This is a genomic window from Streptomyces sp. NPDC001020 (assembly GCF_053599115.1).
Map to the genome: position 1 here is coordinate 1 of NZ_JBSFLQ010000010.1, position 19,439 is coordinate 19,439.

Sequence of the window (19,439 nt, forward strand, 5' to 3'; positions counted from 1 at the left end):
CCCGTGCCGGGGAGATAGCCGCCGCCACCGGCGCACGGACGCTGATCGAGCTGGGCTTGGGCGCCCACGACCCCGACACCGGCCCCTACGCCGACGACGCGTGCGGCATCTCCTGTAAAACCCGGGCCAGAGCCCACCGCGACCCCCTGGGTGAGCGCACGGCACCTCCCGCTCGCCTCATCACCATCCCCCAGGGCACGACCGCCGCCCCGGCACGTCTCCTGCGGGCACCGCCGTCGTCCGCGCACCCGCCGCCCACCGCGGAGCACACCACCCATGACCGCGGGCGGGCACCGCCCATGCCTTCCAGCACCTGACACCCCTTTCCCTTTCTTCGGCCGCGCCGGCCGCGGCTGTGGTGTGCCTGCTGGAGGCCCCTGTTGAACCGTTCCCAACGGGTGAGAGCGCTCATCGCCCTCGCCGTGATCGCCCTGTCGCTGTACGTCGCCGTCACCGTGCCGGTCCGCCTCGGACTCGATCTGCGGGGCGGCACCCAGATCGTGCTGGAAACCCGCTCCACCCCCACGGTCACCGCCGGCGCCGAGGCCACCGACCGCACCGTGGAGGTGCTGCGCGGCCGTGTCGACGCGCTCGGCGTCGCCGAACCCACCATCGTCCGCTCCGGCGGCAACCGGATCATCGTCGAGCTGCCGGGCGTGCAGGATCCGAAGAAGGCGGCCGACGTCCTCGGCCGTACCGCTCAGCTCACGTTCCACCCGGTGCTGGGCACGGCCGACAAGGCCGACGGCACCGACCGGGCGACGCCGGAACAGCCCCGGGAACGTGTGCTCGCCGACGAGTCCGGCCAACTGCTGCGCCTCCGGGAGGCGGCGCTGACCGGTAAGGACGTCAAGGGCGCCGACGCCCGGTTCGACCAGCAGGGCGGTGCCGGATGGCATGTCGCCCTCGACTTCAAGGGCGCCGGCCGTGACGGGTGGGCCCGGCTGACCGGGGAGGCCGCCTGTCACCCGGCGGGGAACCCCGCCCGCCGGGTCGCCATCGTGCTGGACGACACCGTGATCTCCTCGCCCCAGGTCGACCCGTCCGTCACCTGCCGGTCCGGCATCGCCGGCGGCTCCACCCAGATCACCGGCGCCTTCAGCGACAACGAGGCCCGCGAACTGGCCCTGCTCATCAACGGCGGAGCGCTGCCCGTACCGGTCGAGACCGTCGAACAGCGCGTCGTCGGCCCCACCCTGGGCGCGCAGGCCATCACGGCAAGCGCCTGGGCCGCCGCCATCGGCACCGCACTGACCTCGCTGTTCATCATCGCCGTCTACCGGCTCATGGGCGTCCTGGCCACCGTGGCCCTGGCCTGCTACGGGCTCATCTCCTACGCCGCCCTGGCTGCCCTCGGCGCCACCCTGACCCTGCCGGGCCTGGCCGGCTTCGTCCTGGCGATCGGCATGGCCGTGGACGCCAACGTGCTCGTCTTCGAACGCGCCCGCGAGGAGTACGCCACCCGCCACCGCCCCACTCCGCGCTCGGCCCTGGCGGCCGGCTTCCGCAACGCCTTCAGCGCGATCGCCGACTCCAACGTCACCACGCTGATCGCGGCCGCACTGCTGTTCTTCCTGGCCTCCGGGCCGGTGCGCGGCTTCGGGGTCACCCTCGGCATCGGTGTCCTCGCCTCCATGGTCAGCGCGCTGGTGATCACCCGGGTGCTCGCCGAGTACGCCGCGGCCCGCCCCAGGGTCCGCCGCCGCCCCCGCGTCACCGGCATCGCGCACACCGGCGCGGTCCGCGACCGCCTCATGCGCCGCGCCCCGGACCTGATGCGGCGTCCGCGCCGCTGGCTGGCCGCCTCCGCCGCCGTCCTCGTCCTGGCGGCCTCGGGTATCGCGGTCCGTGGCCTGGACTTCGGTGTCGAGTTCACCGGAGGCCGTCTCATCGAGTACTCCACCACGACCCCCGTCGATCCCGAGCGGGCCCGCACCGCGCTCACCGACGCCGGATTCCCACGCGCGGTCGTCCAGTCCTCCGGCGACACCGGCCTGGCCGTGCGCACCGACCGGCTGACCGATGCCGAGGAGGCCACCGTCGCCGACACCGTGCGCGGCCTCGGCGGCACCACGGAGAAGGTCCGCGACGAACTCATCGGGCCCAGCCTCGGCAAGGAGCTGCGCCGTGGCGCCCTCATCGCCTTCGCCGTGGCCCTCGGCGCCCAACTCCTCTATCTCGCCGCACGGTTCCGCTGGGTGTTCGGCACGGCCGCGGTCGCCGCCCTGGCCCACGACGTGCTCATCCTCACCGGGGTCTTCGCCTGGCTCGGCAAGCCCATCGACGGACTGTTCCTCGCCGCCGTCCTCACGGTCATCGGCTACTCGGTCAACGACTCCGTCGTCGTCTTCGACCGCATCCGGGAACTGTGGCGACGCGAGCAGAAGACGCCTCTGGCCCGCGTCACCAACCAGGCGGTCCTGCAGACGCTGCCCCGCACCGTCAACACCGGTATGGGCGCGGCGTTCATCCTGACCGCTCTGGCCCTGCTCGGCGGGGACTCGCTCACCGACTTCGCCCTGGCCCTGCTCATCGGCCTCGCGGTCGGCACCTACTCCTCCGTCTTCACCGCCGCCCCGGTGGCCATCGAGCTCCACCGTCACCGCGGCCCGTCGCTCCGGCCCCGCCGCCGGGCACGGAAGGCGTGATCGAGCGGAGAACAAGATGACCGGCTGCCCCCTTCCGGCCGCACGACGGCGAACGTTCCCAGGCCGCCGGCAGCCATCGCCCGCCGGGGCCGTCCGCAGCGGACGGCCCCGGCGGGCGCTCCCGGCCGGTTCGGTCCGGCAGGGAATCGGTCTCGGTGCGCCTGACCTGCATCAGGTGCGCCGAGACAGGGCCCAATGGCCCCTGTCCGGGGACCGGTTGGCCGACGCCACCGACGGGTCCGGGACGGCATGCTGACGGTGATCGAACCGGAGGTACTCGCGTGGACGACCGCACCCAGCGCCGAACCGGTCCTGTCCCCCGTCCCGGCCGGGGCAGGCGCGTGGCGGTGCGGCCGATGCCGTCCGGTCAGATCACCGTCCGGCCGCCCGCCACGTCTGCCCTGACTCCTGGGCGGCCGGACGCACGGCCCCGCTGTGTGCCCGATGAAGGAGCCGCCTTGCAGACGCCGGAAGTCGATGCGACTGCCCTGGAGACCCTGTTGTCGGCAGCGGTCGCGGCGCCGTCGATCCACAACACGCAGCCCTGGCGGTTCGGCATGGACCCGGTGACCCGGGCGATCGAGGTGCGCGCCGACCGCAGGCGCCCGCTGCCGCTGGCCGATCCGAAGCGGCGCGCCCTGCACGTGTCCGTGGGCGCCGCCGTCTTCAATCTCCGCGTGGCCGCGGCCCATCTGGGCTGGGGTCCCGTCGTACGGCTGCTCCCCGATCCCGGTGATCCCGATCTGCTGGCCACCGTGCGCCTGACCGGCCCCCAACCGGGCGGGCAGCCGTCGTATCGCGCTCTGTACGAGGCCGTCGAGCGGCGCCACACCAGCCGTATGCCCTTCACGGGCCGCCCGGTGCCGGAACGCATCGTGACGGAGATGATCGCGGCCGCACGGGTCGAGCACGCGCGCCTGGACGTCCCCGACATCGTCCGGACCCGGCGTCTGCTGCGTCTCGCCGCCGCGGCCGAGGCGCGCAACGCCGCTCACCCGGCCCGTACCGCCGAGGCCTGTACGTGGGTCAACGCCCCCGACGACGCGGACCCCTACGGAATCCCGGTCAGCGCTCTGGGTCCGCGGGAGGCGGCCGGGCGGATACCGATGCGGGACTTCACCGGTTCGCTGCCCGGGGTGCGCCTGCCGGCGCTGCGGTTCGAACGTCATGCGCAGGTGGCCATGTTGTGGACCGTGCGCGACCACCCGGAGGACTGGCTGCGGGCGGGCCAGGCCCTGGAGCGCGTACTGCTGGTGGCCACCACGCACGGCGTGCGCACCTCGATGCTGCATCAGGCCATGGAGTGGCCGGACCTGCGGGCCGCCGTCGGCGGACCGAGGTCACGGTGCTTCCCCCAACTGCTGATCCGTTTCGGCTACGGCCCCGAGGGGGGTCGCACACCGCGTGCCTCCGCGCACCTCACGGCCGACCCGCACCACGACCCGCGGGCCGCCGCCCCGGTGCCGGAATGCGCCGGGCGACCGTGAGCGACGGCGTCACGCCGGTGCGGGCAGGGGGACGACCCATTCGACCACGGTGCCGCTCGGCGTGTTCGAGTCCAGGGTGAAGGTGCCGCCCAGTTCCTCGGCGCGCAGCCTCAGATTGGCCAGACCGCTGCGGCGGGTGACGGCGGGATCGATCCCCCGGCCGTCGTCGGCCACCCACAGCCGAAGGGACGTACGGGACGCTTCGACGCTCACGTCGACCGCGGTGGCGTGGGCGTGCCGGGCCGTGTTGGACAGCGCCTCACCGAGCACGGCCAGCAGATGGCTCGCGTGCTCGGCGGGCACTCCGGTGTCCAGCAGACCGGTCATGCGCAGCGCCGGGGTGAAGCCGAGGACCTCGGCGGCCCGGTCGGTGGCCGTCACGAGCCGGGTGCGCAGCCCGCTGCCCCGGGCCCGGTCGCTCTCCCGCAGGGCGTAGATCGTGGAGCGGATCACCCTGATCGTGTCGTCCAGGTCCTCCACGACCCGCTGGATCCGCTCGCCCACCTGGGGCCGGTCGGCGACCCGCCCGAGTGTGGACTGCAGCGACAGCGCTCCGGCGAACAGCCGCTGGATGACCAGGTCGTGCAGATCGCGGGCGATCCTGTCGCGGTCCCTGAGGACCAGCATGCGTTCCGCGTCCCGCCGGTGCTCGGCCACGTCCAGGGTCAGTGCCGCCTGGTTACCGAACCCGGTGATCATGTCGACGACCTCATCCGGGAACGCCGGGCCGCCGGGCACGTTCGCCACCAGCAGCACGCCGCGCACGTGGTCGCGCGTGCCCAGCGGCACGAAGAAGGCCGGTCCCAGCTCCACCACCGAGGCGCTGCCGCCCTCGGCGCGCGGGTCCGCGCTGACGGCCTCGCTGATGATCGTCTCTCCGGACGCGAAGACCTTCGCGGCCAGGTTGGTGCCCGGCAGCACCATGCCGCGCAGTGCTTCGGCCCGCTTCCCGGACGCGACCTCGACGACCAGTTCGCCGCTGTCGCCGACCGGTACCGCCAGGGTGACCAGGTCGGCACCGGCCAGCTCCCGTACGGTGGCGGCGACGGACTCCAGGACTTCGGCGGGATTCCCGCCCGACAGCAGGCCCCGGGTCAGCTCGTCGCTCGCCGCCAGCCACCGCTGCTTGCGGCGGGCGTCGTCGTACAGCCGGGCGTTGTCGATCGCCACGCCGGCCGCCGCGGCGAGCGTGCGCAGCACCGCCTCGTCATCGGCGTCGAACTGCGCGGCACCCTCCTTGTTGGTCAGATACAGGTTGCCGAACATCTGGTCGCGCACTCGGACCGGGGCGCCGAGGAAGCTGGTCATCGGCGGATGCCCCGGCGGGAAGCCCGCGGACGCCGGATGGTCGGCCAGGTTCGCCAGCCGCAGCGGCTCCGGATGGCGGATGAGCAGGCCCAGGATGCCCTCGCCGCGCGGATAGTGCCCGATCCGGGCGATGGTGCCCTCGTCCATGCCGACCGTGACGAACTGCTTGATCGTGCCGTCGTCGCCGAGCACGCCGAGCGCCCCGTACCGGGCGTCGACCAGGGTGGCGGCGGACTCCACGATGCGGTGGAGAACCACCCCCAGGTCCAGGTCGGAGCCGACGGCCAGTACCGCGTCCAGCAGGGGGCGCATCCTATCCTGGGCCGCTCGCACCTGCTGAACCTGCTCCTGCAGGCCGTCCAGCAGTTCGTCCAGCCGCAGCTGCGGAGACGCCCCGGGGGTCCCTTCGTGCCGACCCTGCCCGCGCTCGCTCACCAGGCTCCTTCACTTTTCTCCGACCTGAACCCATTCAGGATGCCCGACGCCCCGAGCGCCCTCGACGCCGCCCTTGGGTACACGATGGGGGATGCGACTTACGTTGGTCATCGACGCGGGGAGGAGACATGGCCGGCAAGAAGGCGTCGGCGAAACTGCCGCGCAAGGTGTACGAGCCCGAGCTGCTCCGTCTGCAGCAGGAGTTGGTGAAGCTGCAGGAATGGGTGCGGGTGTCGGGCACCCGGCTGGTCATCATCTTCGAGGGGCGGGACGCGGCCGGCAAGGGCAGCACGATCAAGCGGGTCACCGAACACCTCAATCCCCGCGTGGCCCGGGTCGCGGCGCTGCCGAACCCGACCGAGCGCGAACGCACTCAGTGGTACTTCCAGCGGTACATCGAGCATCTGCCGGCCGCCGGGGAGATCGTGCTGTTCGACCGTAGCTGGTACAACCGGGCCGGCGTCGAGCATGTGATGGGCTTCTGTACGAACGAGGAGTACCAGCGCTTCCTGCGCCAGTGCCCGATCTTCGAGCGGATGCTGGTGGAGGACGGGATCCTGCTGCGCAAGTACTGGTTCTCGGTGAGCGACGCCGTGCAGCAGAAACGCTTCCAGCGGCGTCTGACCGACCCGGTGCGACGCTGGAAGCTGTCGCCGATGGACCTGGAGTCGATCATTCGTTGGGAGGCCTACTCCCGGGCCAAGGACGAAATGCTGGTACACACCGACATCTCCGAGGCGCCGTGGTACATCGTGGAGAGCGACGACAAGCGCCGGGCGCGACTGAACATGATCGCCCACCTGCTGGAGTCCGTGCCCTACCACGAGGTGCAGCCGCCGGTGTTGGAGCTGCCTCCGCGCCCGCCGTCGACCGGTTACGAGCGCCCGCCACGCGATCGGCAGACCTACGTCCCAGACCACGCCGAACGCCTCTGAGCTGGACATTCAGCCAGCAATGTGGACCCTGCAGGCTGCGTGTACACGGCATGTAAAGTCACGCACATGCTTTCGACGGGGAAGACGATCAAGCGTGCGGCCGGGTTGCCCGCCGCCGCCATTTTGTTCACGACGGCCTTCATGCTCTCGGGGTGCACCACGGTTCACACCACCGCACCCGCCACCGTCCGCGCGAACCCCGCGGCGGGCACGCCGGCCAAGTTCGGGACCGTGGACTGCCGCCAGGCCAAGTGCATCGCGCTGACCTTCGACGCCGGGCCCAGCGAGAACTCGGCACATCTGCTCGACATCCTCAAGGACAAGAAGGTCCCCGCCACGTTCTTCCTGCTCGGCAAGCGGCACATCGAGAAGTACCCGGAGCTTGTGCGACGGATGGCCGCCGAGGGACACGAAGTGGCCAGCCACACCTGGAACCACAAGATACTCACCGATATATCGGAGCAGCAGATACGCGAGGAGCTGAAGAAGCCCGACGACGCGATAGAGAAGCTCACCGGGCACAAGCCCACGCTGATGCGCCCGCCCCAGGGCCGTACGAACGACACCGTGCACCGGATCTCCCGCGAGCAGGGGCTCGCCGAAGTGCTGTGGAGCGTCACCGCCAAGGACTACACGACCGACGACTCCGAGCTGATCCGCAAGCGGGTGCTGCAGCAGGTGTCCCGGGACGGGATCATCCTGCTCCACGACATCTACAAGGGCACCGTGCCCGCGGTGCCCGGGATCATCGACGATCTGAAGGAACGGGGATACGTCTTCGTCACCGTGCCCCAGTTGCTGGCGCCCGGAAAGGCCGAACCCGGTACGGTGTACCGCCCCTGACGCGCCGTCAGTCACGTTGTGCCGCACGGGGACGTCCGCCGCGTACGATCCCCCTGGTGGTCCTCTTCACCCTCGAACGTCTCGTTCCGCTCGCCGCCGACCAGGCCTGGCTCCGGCTCACGGACTGGCCGCGCCACGCGGACGTGGTGCCGTTGACCCGGGTCACGGTACTCACTCCGCCACCGACGGACGTGGGCACGGTGTTCGTGGCCCGCACCGGCATCGGACCGCTCGCCTTCGACGACCCGATGGAGGTGGTCGCCTGGCAGCCGCCGCACCTGTGCCGCCTGGCCAAGCGGGGCGGCTTCGTCACCGGTTGGGCGGAGATCGAGGTGCGTCCGCACGCCATGGGGAACACGCGCGTGGTGTGGCGGGAGGACCTGGCCGTATGCCCCCTGCCGGGGTTCTTCGACCCGCCGCTCGGATGGCTGGCCCGGCGGATGTTCGGGCGGGCGGTCGACGGGCTGCTGCGGCGGAATCCGGACCCCGGTGTCGGTGGCGACGCCTAGAGTCCGGCCCCATGACCGACACCTCGCATGTGCAGATCACCAGGGCGTCGTACGACACCGTGGCCGTCGACTACGAGCGGCTGCTCCGGGACGACCTCGACACGAACACCTTCGACCGGGCCATGCTGGGCGCGTTCGCCGAACGGGTGCTCGGCGGCGGGGGCGGGCCGGTCGGCGATCTCGGATGTGGGCCGGGGCGGGTGACCACCCATCTGGACAAGCTGGGTCTGGAGGCCTTCGGGATCGACCTGTCACCGGAGATGATCACCGTGGCCCGACGGACCCACTCCGGGCTGCGGTTCGAGGTGGGGACGATGACCGACCTCGACCTTCCCGACGGCACGCTCGCCGGAGCCCTCGCCTGGTACTCCACCGTGCACACCCCGCCACACGAACTTCCCTTGCTCTTCCGCGAGTTCAACCGCGTGCTGGCACCGGGCGGTCACCTGCTGCTCGCGTTCAAGGTGGGCGACGGGAGCGTGCACCTGGAGCACGCCTACGGTCACGACCTGTCCCTCGACGTCTACCGCTTCCCTCCTGAGCTGGTCGCCGACCTGCTGGGGCGGGCCGGTTTCGATGAGGTCGCCCGGCTCGTGCGCGCGGCCGAGGAGCCGGAGAAAACCCCACAGGCCTACGTCCTCGCCCGCAAGCCCGTCCAACCGTCATGACCGGCTGAAGGGCATCAGGGTGGCCGGTGGCGTCGGTGTGCATGAGCAGCATGCACTGCTACGCCACGACCTCGGTCGCCCGCGGCACGACAGCCGGATCAGCCGTCCAGACGGGCCGGAACTCGAGGATTTGGGCTGTGGCGGCGCCGCTGATGACGAAGGGGTCGGAGGCGACGGCCGCCTCGATCGCGGATCGATCGCCGTCAGCGACGATCACCCCGCCCGTACGTGGCTCCAGTGGGCCTGCCAGGCGCGCCATTCCCCTGGCGAACACTCCGTCGGGGTTGGCGTAGTGGGCGTCCCTGAGCTCATCGATCGTCTCCAGCGGCGCACGGTACTTCAGCACAATGACGAACATGACCTCAGCAAACGCCAGGTGGTCCCCGCGACGCCAAGACCAGTTGGTGACGCACCTATAGGCTGACGCCTATGGCAGCTGATCACAGGGGGCGTACCGGGCGTGGATGAACTTCCGGGCGTGGAGTTGCGCCAGCTGCGGTACTTCGCCACCGTTGCCGAGGCCGGCACCGTCACCGAGGCGGCCCGACGCCTGCACATCGCCCAGCCCAGCCTCAGCCAGCAGATCAGGCGACTGGAGCAGTCCATCGGCACACCGCTGTTCCAACGCCTTCCGAAGGGAATGGAACTGACCGAGCAGGGGCGGCTGCTTCTGGGCGGAGTCAACCGGGCACTGGGCGAGCTGCGTTCATCCATCGCGGCCGCACGCACAGTTCCGCTGAAAGCCACCGCCGGTCTGTGCCGAGGCGTGCCACAGTCCGTCCTGACGCGAGCGGAACAGATCATGACGCGCGGCCGGCAGCTACGGATCGACTATCAACAAGTCGACTCCCGGTCTCAGGGGCGTCTGCTGCGCGCGGGCACCCTGGCGTTCGGCATCCTGCGCACACCCGTGGACGACTCGGGCCTGAAGCTGTGCACGGTCAACGACGAACCACTCGGCGTCGTACTGCACAGACGGCACCCACTGGCCGACCGGCCGGAACTGACCTGGCCCGAGCTGTCCGGTCAGCGTTTGCTGTGGTTTCCCTCTGAGCGTGCCCCCGGCTATGCGGCCGCCGTCCTCGCGTGCCTGCGGGACCACGGGTGGACGCCCAGGACGCTTCCCGAGGATCACGGCAGCCATACGCTGTTCCGTCATCGCCTCGTCGGCAGCGACGACCTGGTCGCGCTGCGCACGCGCGGCGCTTCGATCGGCGATCCCGATCTCCTATGGCGTCCTGTCGGCCCGAAGCCGCCTCGTGAGCGACTGGTGTTGGCCTCGGCTTCCCATTCGTCCTGGGCCGGGCAACTGTCCACCACCATGACGGACGACCCCGCCGACTTCAGAGCCTGAGCTCCGACTGAAGACTGACCGGCTCGCCGGACCCGCCGTCACATCACCTTTCCCCATGTAGTGGGTCCAGCGGGAACGACTGCCGGTTCCGTAAGCCGGGATGCCGCGGTGAGCGGGCGTCCGCCCCAGTGGATGCCCTTCTCACTGCTTCTGGCGTGCTGGCCACACCCGCTCGTTGACGGCTGCTACGAGGACGGTCGCCTCGTAGCGGACCCGGTAGTCGAGTCGGCGGCGAAGACCTGGCGGATGAAACGTCGCTGCCATGGCACCTCGACCGCACGGGAGTGATAGTTCTGCCGCACCCACTTGACCGCTTCCTTGGGATTCATTCCCTCGAAGACGCAGATCGCGGACAGTGCCGTACCGGTCCGGCCGACGCCGCCCCCGCAGCAGACCTCCACGCGTTCGGTCGCGGCGCGCTCGTAGGCCAGGCGGAGTTTGCGTATCGCATCCATGGGGTCGGCAGGAAGCCAGAAGTCCCGCCAAGGGACCCACACGGATTCCCACGGCTGGTCAAGTGGTTGATAACCCGTCATGTGTACTGCGAACGTGGGGGTCTGTCCCTCGGGCAGGTCATATCTGAGGCCGCGCCCGCGGATCATTCGCCCCGAGGGGAGCTGAATCACCTTGGGAGTATCGGCGTTCCACAGTTCGGTCATGTCAAATCCCGTTTCGATCGGTATCGGGCCGGGTCGGCGGTGCCGCCGGAACCGGATCTCATGTAGGAGCACACGCCATCAAGTGCACTCACCTGTCAATGGTGTACCGGATATGTCCTTGGCGAGGCAGACGACCCCGTCAGCTCCGTCGGCCAGTGACATGGGCTGGTAGCCCTGGCCCTGATAAAGGCCGATGTTCCGCTTGCTCTTGGCGCCGGTGAACAGCAGAACCCAGCGGAAGTCCGGTCCGGCGGCGGCTTCTGCGGTACGCAGCAGCCACCGACCCAGCCCTCGGCTGCGCAGGTCGGGCACGACGGCGAGCCGACCCACGTGCCAGTCGGTTTCGACGGGACGGGCTCGCACCATGCCCAGCAGTCGGCCGTCGAGCCAGATGCCCGCGGTGTGCCAACTCGCCAGCCACTCACGCACCTCCTCCAGCGACTCGTGCAGCGCCGGTACGGCAAGAGTGTCGTTGACGACGGCCTCCTCCACCCAGCAGCACCGCTGCAGCACAGCGACCTGCGAAGCATCGTCCGGGGTCAGCCGCCTCACGTAGGACCCGGGCAAGGGGCCGGACGAGGCCCCGGCTCGCGCGCGCTCGCGCATCGGCCGCAGGGCGTGCGCGACCCGGACCAGCTCCTCCAAGAGGGCGACACCCGCCGCGTCGCGGGCAGTGTCCGGCCGTAACCGCCCCTTCCGCACGGAATCACCGATGCGGATCGCGACCGTGGCACCCAAGAACAAGCCGAGAAGATGGGCTGGTCACGTAGCCGTCTTTCGCGTCACGCAACCCGCATGGAAGCACGCGGACTGCTGCGGCGCGCACCGGACCCGACCGACGGCAGGGGCTGCCTCCTGGTGCTCACCGCCGAAGGTCTGGACGCACTCGAGAACGCCGCACCGGCCCACGTCGAGTCGGTGCGACACCACTTCATCGACCGGCTCACCCCGGCAGACCTCGCCGCCCTCGAACAGATCGCCCGGAGGCTGGAACCACCGCAAGCCGAAGACGATCCCGGCGCGCGATCCCCCGCTCAACGCTCATCGGCATGACCGCCTGTTCTGGCAGAACAGTCCTCCGGGCACCGGGCTGAGTCGACGCCCTCATGGCAAAACCATCCTCCATGTCGCTCAACGAAAGACAGTGACCGGCCGGACACCCCTCATCAGGCGCGGTTCAGCGACACAGGGCTGTGTCCACGACACCGTCCATGCGCTCCTTGGTCACCTGGCCCGGCTGCGTGGTCACGGCGACATGGGCGGCGCGACCGTCCTCGGTGGCGCCACCTCGGGTCTCGTATCCCGTCATGCTGCCGCCGTGGCCCCAGTACACACCGCCGCACGACAGTGGCGTGCTCACGAGTCCCAGCCCGTATCGGGCACCAGCGGGAAAGGGGTAACTGGCGGGGACGGTGGTGCGCATCTGGTCGAGCTGAGCCTTCGGGAGAAGCCGGCCGGCCAACAGTGCGGTGAAGAAACGGTTCAGGTCGGAGTCGGTGGACACCATCTGGCCCGCAGCCCAGGCCCAGGAAGGGTCCCATTCCGTGGCGTCGACCAGAGGAGCATCCGCCGAATCCTGATAGTAACCCTTGGGATGGCGCTTGCGAATCGCAACCTCGCCGGGGGCGGGGAAGTAGGTGTCGCGCAGTCCGATGCGTTTGATGACGCGCCGGTCGATCTCGTCGGCGAGGGGGTGGCCGGTGACCTTCTGAACGATCAGGCCGGCCACGAGGTAGTTCGTGTTGCTGTAGGCCCATTTCCTGCCGGGGGCGAAGTCGGCCTTGTGCCGGAGAGCGAGGTCGAGGAGTTCGCGGGGCTCGTAGTAGCGGATGTCCTCGCTGAGGTAGTTGCTGTAGTTGGGAAGTCCGCTGGTGTGCTGGAGCAGTTGGTGGACGGTGATGTGGCGTCCGTCGATCCTGTTTCCGCGGACGAGACCGGGCAGATAGGTGTCGACCGTGGCGTCAAGGCCGATCTTGCCTTCACCGACCAATTGCAGCACGACCACCGCGGTGAACGTCTTGGTGTTGCTGCCGATGCGTACCTGGCCGTCCCGGGGCACCTTCGAACCGGTGGCAAGGTCGCCGACCCCCGCGGTGTAGGTGCGGGTGCGGTCGTCAGGGTTTTTGACGCTCGCCAGCGCGGCGGGCACGCCCTCGGTGTGCACCAGCGCGTCCAGGCCCTCTTGGACGGCGTCCGGCCTGGCGGCGGCAGACGCCGCGGGCGGAGCCAGAGCGCCCATCGTCATGATGCCGGCGGCCACTGCGGCCACGGCCGACAGGGTTCTACGCCGGCCACTCCGCCGCGCGGACGAACGAAAACTCTGCCATGCCTGCTCATGCACGAGTCAACTCCTACGGATTCTGGGGAAACCAGCGACGTACGGCTCCACCATCTCCGGACACGATCGCGCGAGACGATCGTGCTACCCGCCCAGCTTCAGGTAGGGCTGACCCCCGGCTCGCTCCTTGGGCGCCACAAACGTGAGGACTTCCACGAGCCGGGCGTCGGAGCCGATCTTGCCCATCCTGCAAGCCGCTTGCGGCATTGCGTCCCGCGCGTGCGGCACGACCGTACTTCCGTCTTCAGCGCGCGGCCCGGTCGACTCGTCCGTCTTCAGGACCGGCGGAGTCGTTCCCAACTCCCGTGTCCGGTCCGGCCACTACAGTTGGCCGATGATTACCGATCTCAAGCTCCAGTTGACCATCGACTGTGCTGACCCGGAGCGGCTCGCGGCATTCTGGGCCGCTGCACTGGGGTACGAAGTCGAGCCGCCGCCCGCGCCGTTCGCCACCTGGCGCGCGTACTGGCTGGACCAGGGCCTTTCTGAGGAGGAGTTGGGTACAGGCGACTGCAGCGACTCCGTCATCGATCCGCGAGGCACCGGCCCACGGATCTGGTTCCAGCAGGTGCCTGAGCCGAAGGGCGTCAAGAACCGGCTGCACCTCGATCTGGGCGTGAGCGGAGGGCGGAGCGTCCCGTTTGCCGTTCGCAAGGAGCGAGTGCTCGCCAAGGTGACGCGTCTGGAGAGCGCGGGCGCGTCCAGGCTGCGCATCCAGGACTCGGAGGACTCCAATTCCATCGCCGTCGTGATGCAGGACCCGGAAGGCAACGAGTTCTGCGTCCACTGAACATCTCGCTTGTGCGGAGGGGCGTCTGCTCAACCATGTCCAAGGGTTCCGGTGACTTCCAGGCCATCAACTCCGTCTATCCCGCCGGGAGCGACGCCCCGTCATGATGGATCGGCGTGTGCGCGCCGGCCAGTGGAACCCCACTGCCGCCGCGCCGCTCGGCGACGATCTCCGACGCGATCGACAAGGCCGTCTCCTCGGGCGTACGGGCGCCGAGGTCCAGGCCGATCGGTGACCTCAGGCGCGCCAATTCCCTTTCCGAGACGCCGACTTCACGCAGCCGCTCGTTACGGTCCAGGTGGGTGCGGCGGGAGCCCAGCGCGCCTACATAGGCGACCGGGAGTCTCAGCGCCAGCTTCAGCAGGGGTACGTCGAACTTCGCGTCGTGGGTGAGCACGCACAGGACCGTGCGGGCGTCGACCTGTGTGCGCTCCAGGTACCGGTGCGGCCACTGGACGACGATCTCGTCCGCCTCCGGGAACCGGGTGCGGGTGGCGAACACCGGGCGGGCATCGCACACCGTCACGTGGTACTTCAGGAACTTGCCGACACGAACCAGCGCGGAGGCGAAGTCGATCGCGCCGAAGACGATCATCCGGGGTGGCGGGACGGAGGACTCGACCAGGACCGTGAGCGGCGCTCCACAGCGAGAGCCCTGCTCTCCGATTTCCAGCGTTCCGGTGCGGCCCGCTTCCAGGTACGCACCCGCCTCGGCCGCCACCGAGCGGTCCAGTTCGAGGTGGGCGCCGAAGCCGCCCTCGTATGTGCCGTCGGGGCGGACGAGCAGTGCCCGGCCCAGCATCCGGGCCGGGCCGGTCACGATCCGTGCCACCGCCGCGGCCGAACCGGCGGCGGCCTCGGCCAGCGCGGACACCACCACCGGCCGGGCGGCATCGGCCGCCCGGACCGGCATGACGAGGATGTCGATGACGCCGCCGCACGTCAGGCCGACGGCGAAGGCGTCCTCGTCGCTGTAGCCGAAGCGCTCCACCACTGTTTCGCCGTCGTCAAGCGCCCGCCGGCACAGGTCGTAGACCGCGCCCTCCACACAGCCTCCGGAGACGGAGCCGATCGCCGTGCCGTCGGCGTCCACCGCGAGGGCGGCGCCCGGCCCGCGGGGGGCGCTGCCGCCGACCGCCACCACCGTGGCGACGGCGAAGTCCCGCCCTTGCTCGGCCCACCGGCTCAGCTCCTCGGCGATGTCCAGCATCTCTCGGTCTCCTCCTCAGCAACCCATGCACGGACGACCCGAGGGACGGCCCGAGGCGAGCGAAGGGGGTGCCTGGGACGATGCCCCAGGCGGGAACTCCCCACCGTCACCGAACGGTTATGCGCCGGTCAGGTGTTCCGGGCGTACCGGCGTCCTGTTCAGGTCCAGTCCCGTCGCGTCGCGAATCGCCGCGAGCACGGCCGGAGTCGACGACAGCGTGGGTGCCTCGCCGACTCCGCGCAGCCCGTACGGGGCGTGCTCGTCGGCGAGTTCGAGCACATCGACGGGGATGGTCGGGGTGTCGAGGATGGTGGGGATCAGATAGTCCGTGAAAGAGGGGTTCTTCACCTTCGCCGTCTTCGGGTCGACGACGATCTCCTCCATGACTGCGATGCCCAGTCCCTGGGTCGTGCCACCCTGGATCTGGCCGACGACGGACAGCGGGTTGAGCGCCTTGCCGACGTCCTGGGCGCAGGCCAGCTCGACAACCTTGACCAGGCCCAGCTCGGTGTCGACCTCGACGACGGCGCGGTGCGCGGCGAAGCTGTACTGCACATGGCCGTTGCCCTGGCCCGTGCTCAGGTCGAACGGCTCGGTCGGCCGGTGCCGCCACTCGCGCTCGACCTCCACGGCCTCCTCCCCGAGGACGTCCGCAAGATCGGCGAGCACCTCACCGGCGTCGGTGACGACCTTTCCGCCCTCCAGCAGCAACTCAGCCGTGGCCCAGGCGGGATGGGACGGGCCGAACCTGCGGCGCCCCATCTCCAAAACTCTCTCTCGCACCAGCTCGCAGGCGTTCTTCACGGCGCCACCGGTGACGTACGTCTGGCGGGACGCGGACGTCGATCCCGCCGACCCCACCTGGGTGTCGGCCGGGTGGATCGTCACCTGTGTGACGCCCAGTTCGGTACGGGCGATCTGCGCGTGGACGGTGACACCGCCCTGGCCGACCTCCGCCATGGCCGTGTGCACGGTGGCGACGGGCTCACCCGCGACGACCTCCATACGGACCCTGGCGGTCGAGTAGTCGTCGAAGCCCTCGGAGAAGCCGACGTTCTTGATGCCGACCGCGTAGCCCACTCCGCGTACGACGCCTTCGCCGTGCGTGGTGTTGGACAGGCCGCCGGGCAACTGCCGTACGTCCGTGCCCTCGGAGCTCTCCCACTGGCGCTCCGGCGGCATCGGCAACGCCTTGACGCGGCGCAGGAGTTCGGCGACCGGGGCCGGGGAGTCGACGACCTGACCGGTCGGCATGACCGAACCCTGCGACATCGCGTTGCGCCGGCGGAACTCGACCGGGTCCATGCCGAGTTCCCTGGCGACCTTGTCCATCTGGGCCTCGTAGGCGAAGCACGCCTGGACCGCGCCGAAGCCGCGCATGGCGCCGCAGGGCGGGTTGTTCGTGTAGAGGGCGAGGGCCTCGATCTCGACGTCGTCGACATCGTACGGACCCACCCCGAGCGAGGCCGCGTTACCGACCACTGCCGGGGAGGAGGAGGCGTACGCGCCGCCGTCGAGGACGATCCGCCCCTTGACGTGGGTGAGCTTGCCGTCCTTCGTGGCGCCGTGCTCGTAGTACAGCTTCGCCGGGTGGCGATGGACGTGTCCGAAGAAGGACTCGAACCGGTTGTAGACGATCTTGACGGGCTTTCCGGTGCGCAGAGCGAGCAGGCAGGCGTGGATCTGCATCGACAGGTCCTCACGGCCACCGAAGGCCCCGCCGACGCCTGCCAGGGTCATCCGCACCTTCTCCTCGGGCAGGCCGAGCACGGGCGCGATCTGACGGAGGTCGGCGTGCAGCCACTGGGTGGCGATGTACAGGTCGACGCCGCCGTCCTCGGCCGGCACCGCGAGACCTGACTCGGGGCCGAGGAAGGCCTGGTCCTGCATGCCGAAGACGTACTCGCCCTCGACGATCACATCGGCCCGGCGGCGGGCCTCGGCCACGTCACCGCGGACGATCGGCTGGCGGTGGAGGATGTTGGGGTGCGGGACGTGGGCCGAGATGGGGGTCCCCCCTGGACCGGAGCTTGTCGGAGGCCCTTGGGGGAGATCCGTGCGGTTCTCGTGGACGAGGATCGCGTCCGGGGCCAGCGCGGACGCCTCGTCCGTGATCACCGGAAGCTCGCGGTACTCCACTTTGATCTTGGCGGCGGCGCGGCGCGCGGTCTCCGGGTGGTCGGCGGCGACCATCGCGACCGGCTCACCGTGGTGGCGCACCTTGCCGTGGGCGAGGACGGGGGTGTCCTGGACCTCCAGGCCGTAGTTCTTCGTCTCGGTCGGCAGGTCGTCGTACGTCATGACGGCGTACACGCCGGGCGTGGCGAGGGCCTCGCCGGTGTCGATCGACACGATCTCGGCGTGCGCGACCGTGGAGCGCAGGATGTGGCCCCAGAGCATGTCCTCGTGCCACATGTCGGACCCGTACGCGAACTCGCCGGTGACCTTGAGGGTGCCGTCCGGGCGGAGCGTGGACTCGCCGATGCCGCCCTTGGTCCCCGAGCCCTGTGTGATCTTGGTGGGAGCACCGTTCGGCATGCTCAGACCCCCTCGGACTGCCGGGCGGCCGCCAGGCGGACCGCGTCCATGATCTTCTCGTACCCGGTGCAGCGGCACAGGTTGCCCGACAGCGCCTCACGGATGTCCGCGTCGCTGGGGTTCGGGTTGCGTTCCAGCATCTCGTCGGCGGCGACCAGCAGGCCGGGCGTGCAGAAGCCGCACTGGACGGCGCCGGCGTCGATGAACGCCTGCTGGATCGGGGCGAGCTCCCCGCCCCCACCGGTCTGGGAGTCAGTGCCGCCGGCCCCCCTCGGGGGGACCCCCGGCCTGGCCTCGTCCAGCGGGGTTCCGCACGCGCCCGCCCCATGGGACCGCTGCTCGGCGTAGTCCGCGAGGCCCTCGACGGTGAGGACCTCGCGGCCCTCCGCCTGCCCGGCGGCGACCAGACAGGAACACACCGGGACACCGTCGAGGCGGACCGTGCAGGAGCCGCACTCGCCCTGCTCGCAGGCGTTCTTCGACCCCGGAAGGCCAAGCCGCTCCCTGAGGACGTAGAGCAGGGACTCGCCCTCCCACACGTCGTCGGCCTCCTGCGGACGCCCGTTGACGGTGAAGTGGATACGCATTACGCAACTCCCTCCGAGGCGCGGGCGGCTCCGCGGTACGACTCCCAGGTCCAGGTCAGGGTGCGGCGGGCCAGGACGCCGACCGCGCGACGTCGGTAGCTCGCCGTGCCCCGGACGTCGTCGATCGGGTTGCAGGCGGCGGAGCACAGGTCCGCGAACTGCTGGGCGATGGACGGGGTGACGGTCTTCCCGTTGTCCCAGAAACCGCCCTCGTCGAGCGCCGCGTTCAGGAACTCCTCGGCCGCCGCGGCCCGGATCGGGGTGGGCGCCGCCGAGCCGATGCCCGTACGGACCGTGCGGGTCCCGGGGTGCAGCGCGAGACCGAAGGCGCACACGGCGATCACCATGGCGTTGCGGGTGCCGACCTTCGAGAACTGCTGCGGGCCGTCGGCCTTCTTGATGTGCACCGCCCGGATCAGTTCGTCGGGGGCGAGTGCGTTGCGCTTCACCCCGGTGTAGAACGCGTCGATCGGGATGAGCCGGGTGCCGCGCACCGACTCGGCCTCCACCTCGGCGCCGGCCGCGAGGAGCGCGGGGTGGGCATCGCCGGCCGGGGAGGCGGTGCCCAGGTTGCCGCCGACACCTCCGCGGTTGCGGATCTGGGGCGAGGCGACCGTGTGCGAGGCGAGGGCCAGTCCCGGCAGCTCGCTCCGCAGGTTCTCCATGATCCGGGTGTACGGGACCGAGGCCCCGAGCCGCACGCTGTCCTCGCCGACCTCCCACTCGTAGAGGTCCGCGATACGGGTCAGGTCCATCAGGTACTCGGGCCGCCGGTGGTCGAAGTTGATCTCGACCATCACGTCGGTGCCACCCGCAATCGGAACAGCGGTGGGGTGCTCCGCCTTCGCGGCGAGCGCCTCCTCCCAGCTGGCGGGGCGAAGGAAGTCCATGACCGGCTCTCTTCTTCGTCTCATGATCGTTGGGTCGGAGCCAGGTGGGTGCGGCAGGCCCGGCTCTTTCATGTGCTGTTCACGGGGAGTGATGCCAGTACACCGCTGTGTCCTCCAGCGGGGTCAGTCACGGAAAACATGAAGGAGTTGGCTGGCCACGCCGCCCATCTTGTAGATTCGTATGAACGGAAGTCACCAGTAACCTCCCGGCTTCCCCCTGGCAACACGACACCCGGCCAG

General features: G+C 70.1%; 17 protein-coding genes and 2 pseudogenes. 10 read left to right on the plus strand and 9 right to left on the minus strand.

All coding sequences use genetic code 11. From position 1 onward, the window contains the following. The 3 genes and pseudogenes from ACWDEX_RS11755 to ACWDEX_RS11765 all read left to right on the plus strand — a co-directional run. Nucleotides 1-317 (plus strand): annotated as a pseudogene (locus tag ACWDEX_RS11755) (hypothetical protein); the annotation flags it as partial. Between the two features lie 63 nt (nucleotides 318-380). Then, nucleotides 381-2,648: a protein translocase subunit SecD gene (gene secD, locus ACWDEX_RS11760; RefSeq protein ID WP_450463095.1), complete on the plus strand. Its 2,268-nt coding sequence runs from the start codon at nucleotides 381-383 to the stop codon at nucleotides 2,646-2,648. 458 nt (nucleotides 2,649-3,106) lie between these two features. Next, nucleotides 3,107-4,135: an Acg family FMN-binding oxidoreductase gene (locus ACWDEX_RS11765; RefSeq protein ID WP_450463096.1), complete on the plus strand. Its 1,029-nt coding sequence runs from the start codon at nucleotides 3,107-3,109 to the stop codon at nucleotides 4,133-4,135. 9 nt (nucleotides 4,136-4,144) lie between these two features. Here the strand turns inward: ACWDEX_RS11765 and ACWDEX_RS11770 are convergent, their stop codons facing one another. Continuing rightward, on the minus strand, nucleotides 4,145-5,878 hold the full coding sequence (locus ACWDEX_RS11770) for a sensor histidine kinase (protein ID WP_450463097.1): 1,734 nt from the start codon (nucleotides 5,876-5,878) through the stop codon (nucleotides 4,145-4,147). A gap of 128 nt (nucleotides 5,879-6,006) precedes the next feature. Between ACWDEX_RS11770 and ppk2 the strand changes: the two genes are divergently transcribed. The 4 genes from ppk2 to ACWDEX_RS11790 all read left to right on the plus strand — a co-directional run bounded on the left by ppk2 (nucleotide 6,007) and on the right by ACWDEX_RS11790 (nucleotide 8,833). Beyond that, nucleotides 6,007-6,813: a polyphosphate kinase 2 gene (gene ppk2 / locus ACWDEX_RS11775; RefSeq protein WP_450463098.1), complete on the plus strand. Its 807-nt coding sequence runs from the start codon at nucleotides 6,007-6,009 to the stop codon at nucleotides 6,811-6,813. A gap of 66 nt (nucleotides 6,814-6,879) precedes the next feature. Continuing rightward, a complete protein-coding gene (locus ACWDEX_RS11780) occupies nucleotides 6,880-7,656 on the plus strand; it encodes a polysaccharide deacetylase family protein (protein WP_450463099.1) in 777 nt (258 codons plus the stop codon). A gap of 56 nt (nucleotides 7,657-7,712) precedes the next feature. Next, complete coding sequence (locus ACWDEX_RS11785) at nucleotides 7,713-8,165, plus strand: SRPBCC family protein (protein WP_450463100.1); 453 nt, start codon at nucleotides 7,713-7,715, stop codon at nucleotides 8,163-8,165. 11 nt (nucleotides 8,166-8,176) lie between these two features. After that, complete coding sequence (locus ACWDEX_RS11790) at nucleotides 8,177-8,833, plus strand: class I SAM-dependent DNA methyltransferase (RefSeq protein WP_450463101.1); 657 nt, start codon at nucleotides 8,177-8,179, stop codon at nucleotides 8,831-8,833. 58 nt (nucleotides 8,834-8,891) lie between these two features. Here the strand turns inward: ACWDEX_RS11790 and ACWDEX_RS11795 are convergent, their stop codons facing one another. Next, complete coding sequence (locus ACWDEX_RS11795; RefSeq protein WP_450463102.1) at nucleotides 8,892-9,191, minus strand: YciI family protein; 300 nt, start codon at nucleotides 9,189-9,191, stop codon at nucleotides 8,892-8,894. Between the two features lie 102 nt (nucleotides 9,192-9,293). On the opposite strand from ACWDEX_RS11795, the gene ACWDEX_RS11800 reads away from it, so the two are divergent. Beyond that, a complete protein-coding gene (locus ACWDEX_RS11800) occupies nucleotides 9,294-10,187 on the plus strand; it encodes a LysR family transcriptional regulator (protein WP_450463103.1) in 894 nt (297 codons plus the stop codon). 185 nt (nucleotides 10,188-10,372) lie between these two features. On the opposite strand, the gene ACWDEX_RS11805 is transcribed toward ACWDEX_RS11800, so the two are convergent. Together ACWDEX_RS11805 and ACWDEX_RS11810 are read right to left on the minus strand one after the other, a co-directional pair. Then, a complete protein-coding gene (locus tag ACWDEX_RS11805) occupies nucleotides 10,373-10,846 on the minus strand; it encodes a protein-tyrosine phosphatase family protein (protein ID WP_450463104.1) in 474 nt (157 codons plus the stop codon). Nucleotides 10,847-10,924: 78 nt separating this feature from the next. Next, nucleotides 10,925-11,452, minus strand: coding sequence for a GNAT family N-acetyltransferase (locus ACWDEX_RS11810; RefSeq protein WP_450463272.1), 528 nt, complete (start codon nucleotides 11,450-11,452; stop codon nucleotides 10,925-10,927). A gap of 126 nt (nucleotides 11,453-11,578) precedes the next feature. Here ACWDEX_RS11810 and ACWDEX_RS11815 point away from each other — a divergent pair. Continuing rightward, nucleotides 11,579-11,899 (plus strand): annotated as a pseudogene (locus tag ACWDEX_RS11815) (MarR family winged helix-turn-helix transcriptional regulator); the annotation flags it as partial. Nucleotides 11,900-12,023: 124 nt separating this feature from the next. Here ACWDEX_RS11815 and ACWDEX_RS11820 read toward each other — a convergent pair. Then, nucleotides 12,024-13,124 carry a serine hydrolase domain-containing protein gene (locus ACWDEX_RS11820; RefSeq protein ID WP_450463273.1) on the minus strand — a complete coding sequence of 367 codons (1,101 nt, stop codon included), beginning with the start codon at nucleotides 13,122-13,124 and terminating at the stop codon, nucleotides 12,024-12,026. Nucleotides 13,125-13,518: 394 nt separating this feature from the next. Between ACWDEX_RS11820 and ACWDEX_RS11825 the strand changes: the two genes are divergently transcribed. Beyond that, nucleotides 13,519-13,974 carry a VOC family protein gene (locus ACWDEX_RS11825; RefSeq protein WP_450463105.1) on the plus strand — a complete coding sequence of 152 codons (456 nt, stop codon included), beginning with the start codon at nucleotides 13,519-13,521 and terminating at the stop codon, nucleotides 13,972-13,974. 76 nt (nucleotides 13,975-14,050) lie between these two features. Here the strand turns inward: ACWDEX_RS11825 and ACWDEX_RS11830 are convergent, their stop codons facing one another. The 4 genes from ACWDEX_RS11830 to ACWDEX_RS11845 all read right to left on the minus strand — a co-directional run bounded on the left by ACWDEX_RS11830 (nucleotide 14,051) and on the right by ACWDEX_RS11845 (nucleotide 19,199). Then, nucleotides 14,051-15,184, minus strand: coding sequence for an XdhC family protein (locus tag ACWDEX_RS11830; RefSeq protein WP_450463106.1), 1,134 nt, complete (start codon nucleotides 15,182-15,184; stop codon nucleotides 14,051-14,053). Nucleotides 15,185-15,301: 117 nt separating this feature from the next. Beyond that, nucleotides 15,302-17,722 carry a xanthine dehydrogenase family protein molybdopterin-binding subunit gene (locus ACWDEX_RS11835; protein WP_450463107.1) on the minus strand — a complete coding sequence of 807 codons (2,421 nt, stop codon included), beginning with the start codon at nucleotides 17,720-17,722 and terminating at the stop codon, nucleotides 15,302-15,304. Nucleotides 17,723-17,724: 2 nt separating this feature from the next. Further along, nucleotides 17,725-18,309 carry a (2Fe-2S)-binding protein gene (locus ACWDEX_RS11840; protein ID WP_450463108.1) on the minus strand — a complete coding sequence of 195 codons (585 nt, stop codon included), beginning with the start codon at nucleotides 18,307-18,309 and terminating at the stop codon, nucleotides 17,725-17,727. Next, nucleotides 18,309-19,199: an FAD binding domain-containing protein gene (locus tag ACWDEX_RS11845; RefSeq protein WP_450463274.1), complete on the minus strand. Its 891-nt coding sequence runs from the start codon at nucleotides 19,197-19,199 to the stop codon at nucleotides 18,309-18,311. Before ACWDEX_RS11845 ends, ACWDEX_RS11840 begins: the two co-directional genes overlap by 1 nt. Nucleotides 19,200-19,439: the final 240 nt, after the last annotated feature.

What these genes read in the sequence shown, in the direction of transcription:
- ppk2 (WP_450463098.1), top strand. Translation starts at nt 6,007, where the DNA reads ATGGCCGGCAAGAAGGCGTCGGCGAAACTGCCGCGCAAGGTGTACGAG.
- ACWDEX_RS11780 (WP_450463099.1), top strand. Translation starts at nt 6,880, where the DNA reads ATGCTTTCGACGGGGAAGACGATCAAGCGTGCGGCCGGGTTGCCCGCC.
- ACWDEX_RS11790 (WP_450463101.1), top strand. Translation starts at nt 8,177, where the DNA reads ATGACCGACACCTCGCATGTGCAGATCACCAGGGCGTCGTACGACACC.
- ACWDEX_RS11795 (WP_450463102.1), bottom strand. Translation starts at nt 9,191, where the DNA reads ATGTTCGTCATTGTGCTGAAGTACCGTGCGCCGCTGGAGACGATCGAT.
- ACWDEX_RS11805 (WP_450463104.1), bottom strand. Translation starts at nt 10,846, where the DNA reads ATGACCGAACTGTGGAACGCCGATACTCCCAAGGTGATTCAGCTCCCC.
- ACWDEX_RS11810 (WP_450463272.1), bottom strand. Translation starts at nt 11,452, where the DNA reads ATGCGCGAGCGCGCGCGAGCCGGGGCCTCGTCCGGCCCCTTGCCCGGG.
- ACWDEX_RS11825 (WP_450463105.1), top strand. Translation starts at nt 13,519, where the DNA reads ATGATTACCGATCTCAAGCTCCAGTTGACCATCGACTGTGCTGACCCG.
- ACWDEX_RS11830 (WP_450463106.1), bottom strand. Translation starts at nt 15,184, where the DNA reads ATGCTGGACATCGCCGAGGAGCTGAGCCGGTGGGCCGAGCAAGGGCGG.
- ACWDEX_RS11835 (WP_450463107.1), bottom strand. Translation starts at nt 17,722, where the DNA reads ATGCCGAACGGTGCTCCCACCAAGATCACACAGGGCTCGGGGACCAAG.
- ACWDEX_RS11840 (WP_450463108.1), bottom strand. Translation starts at nt 18,309, where the DNA reads ATGCGTATCCACTTCACCGTCAACGGGCGTCCGCAGGAGGCCGACGAC.
- ACWDEX_RS11845 (WP_450463274.1), bottom strand. Translation starts at nt 19,199, where the DNA reads ATGGACTTCCTTCGCCCCGCCAGCTGGGAGGAGGCGCTCGCCGCGAAG.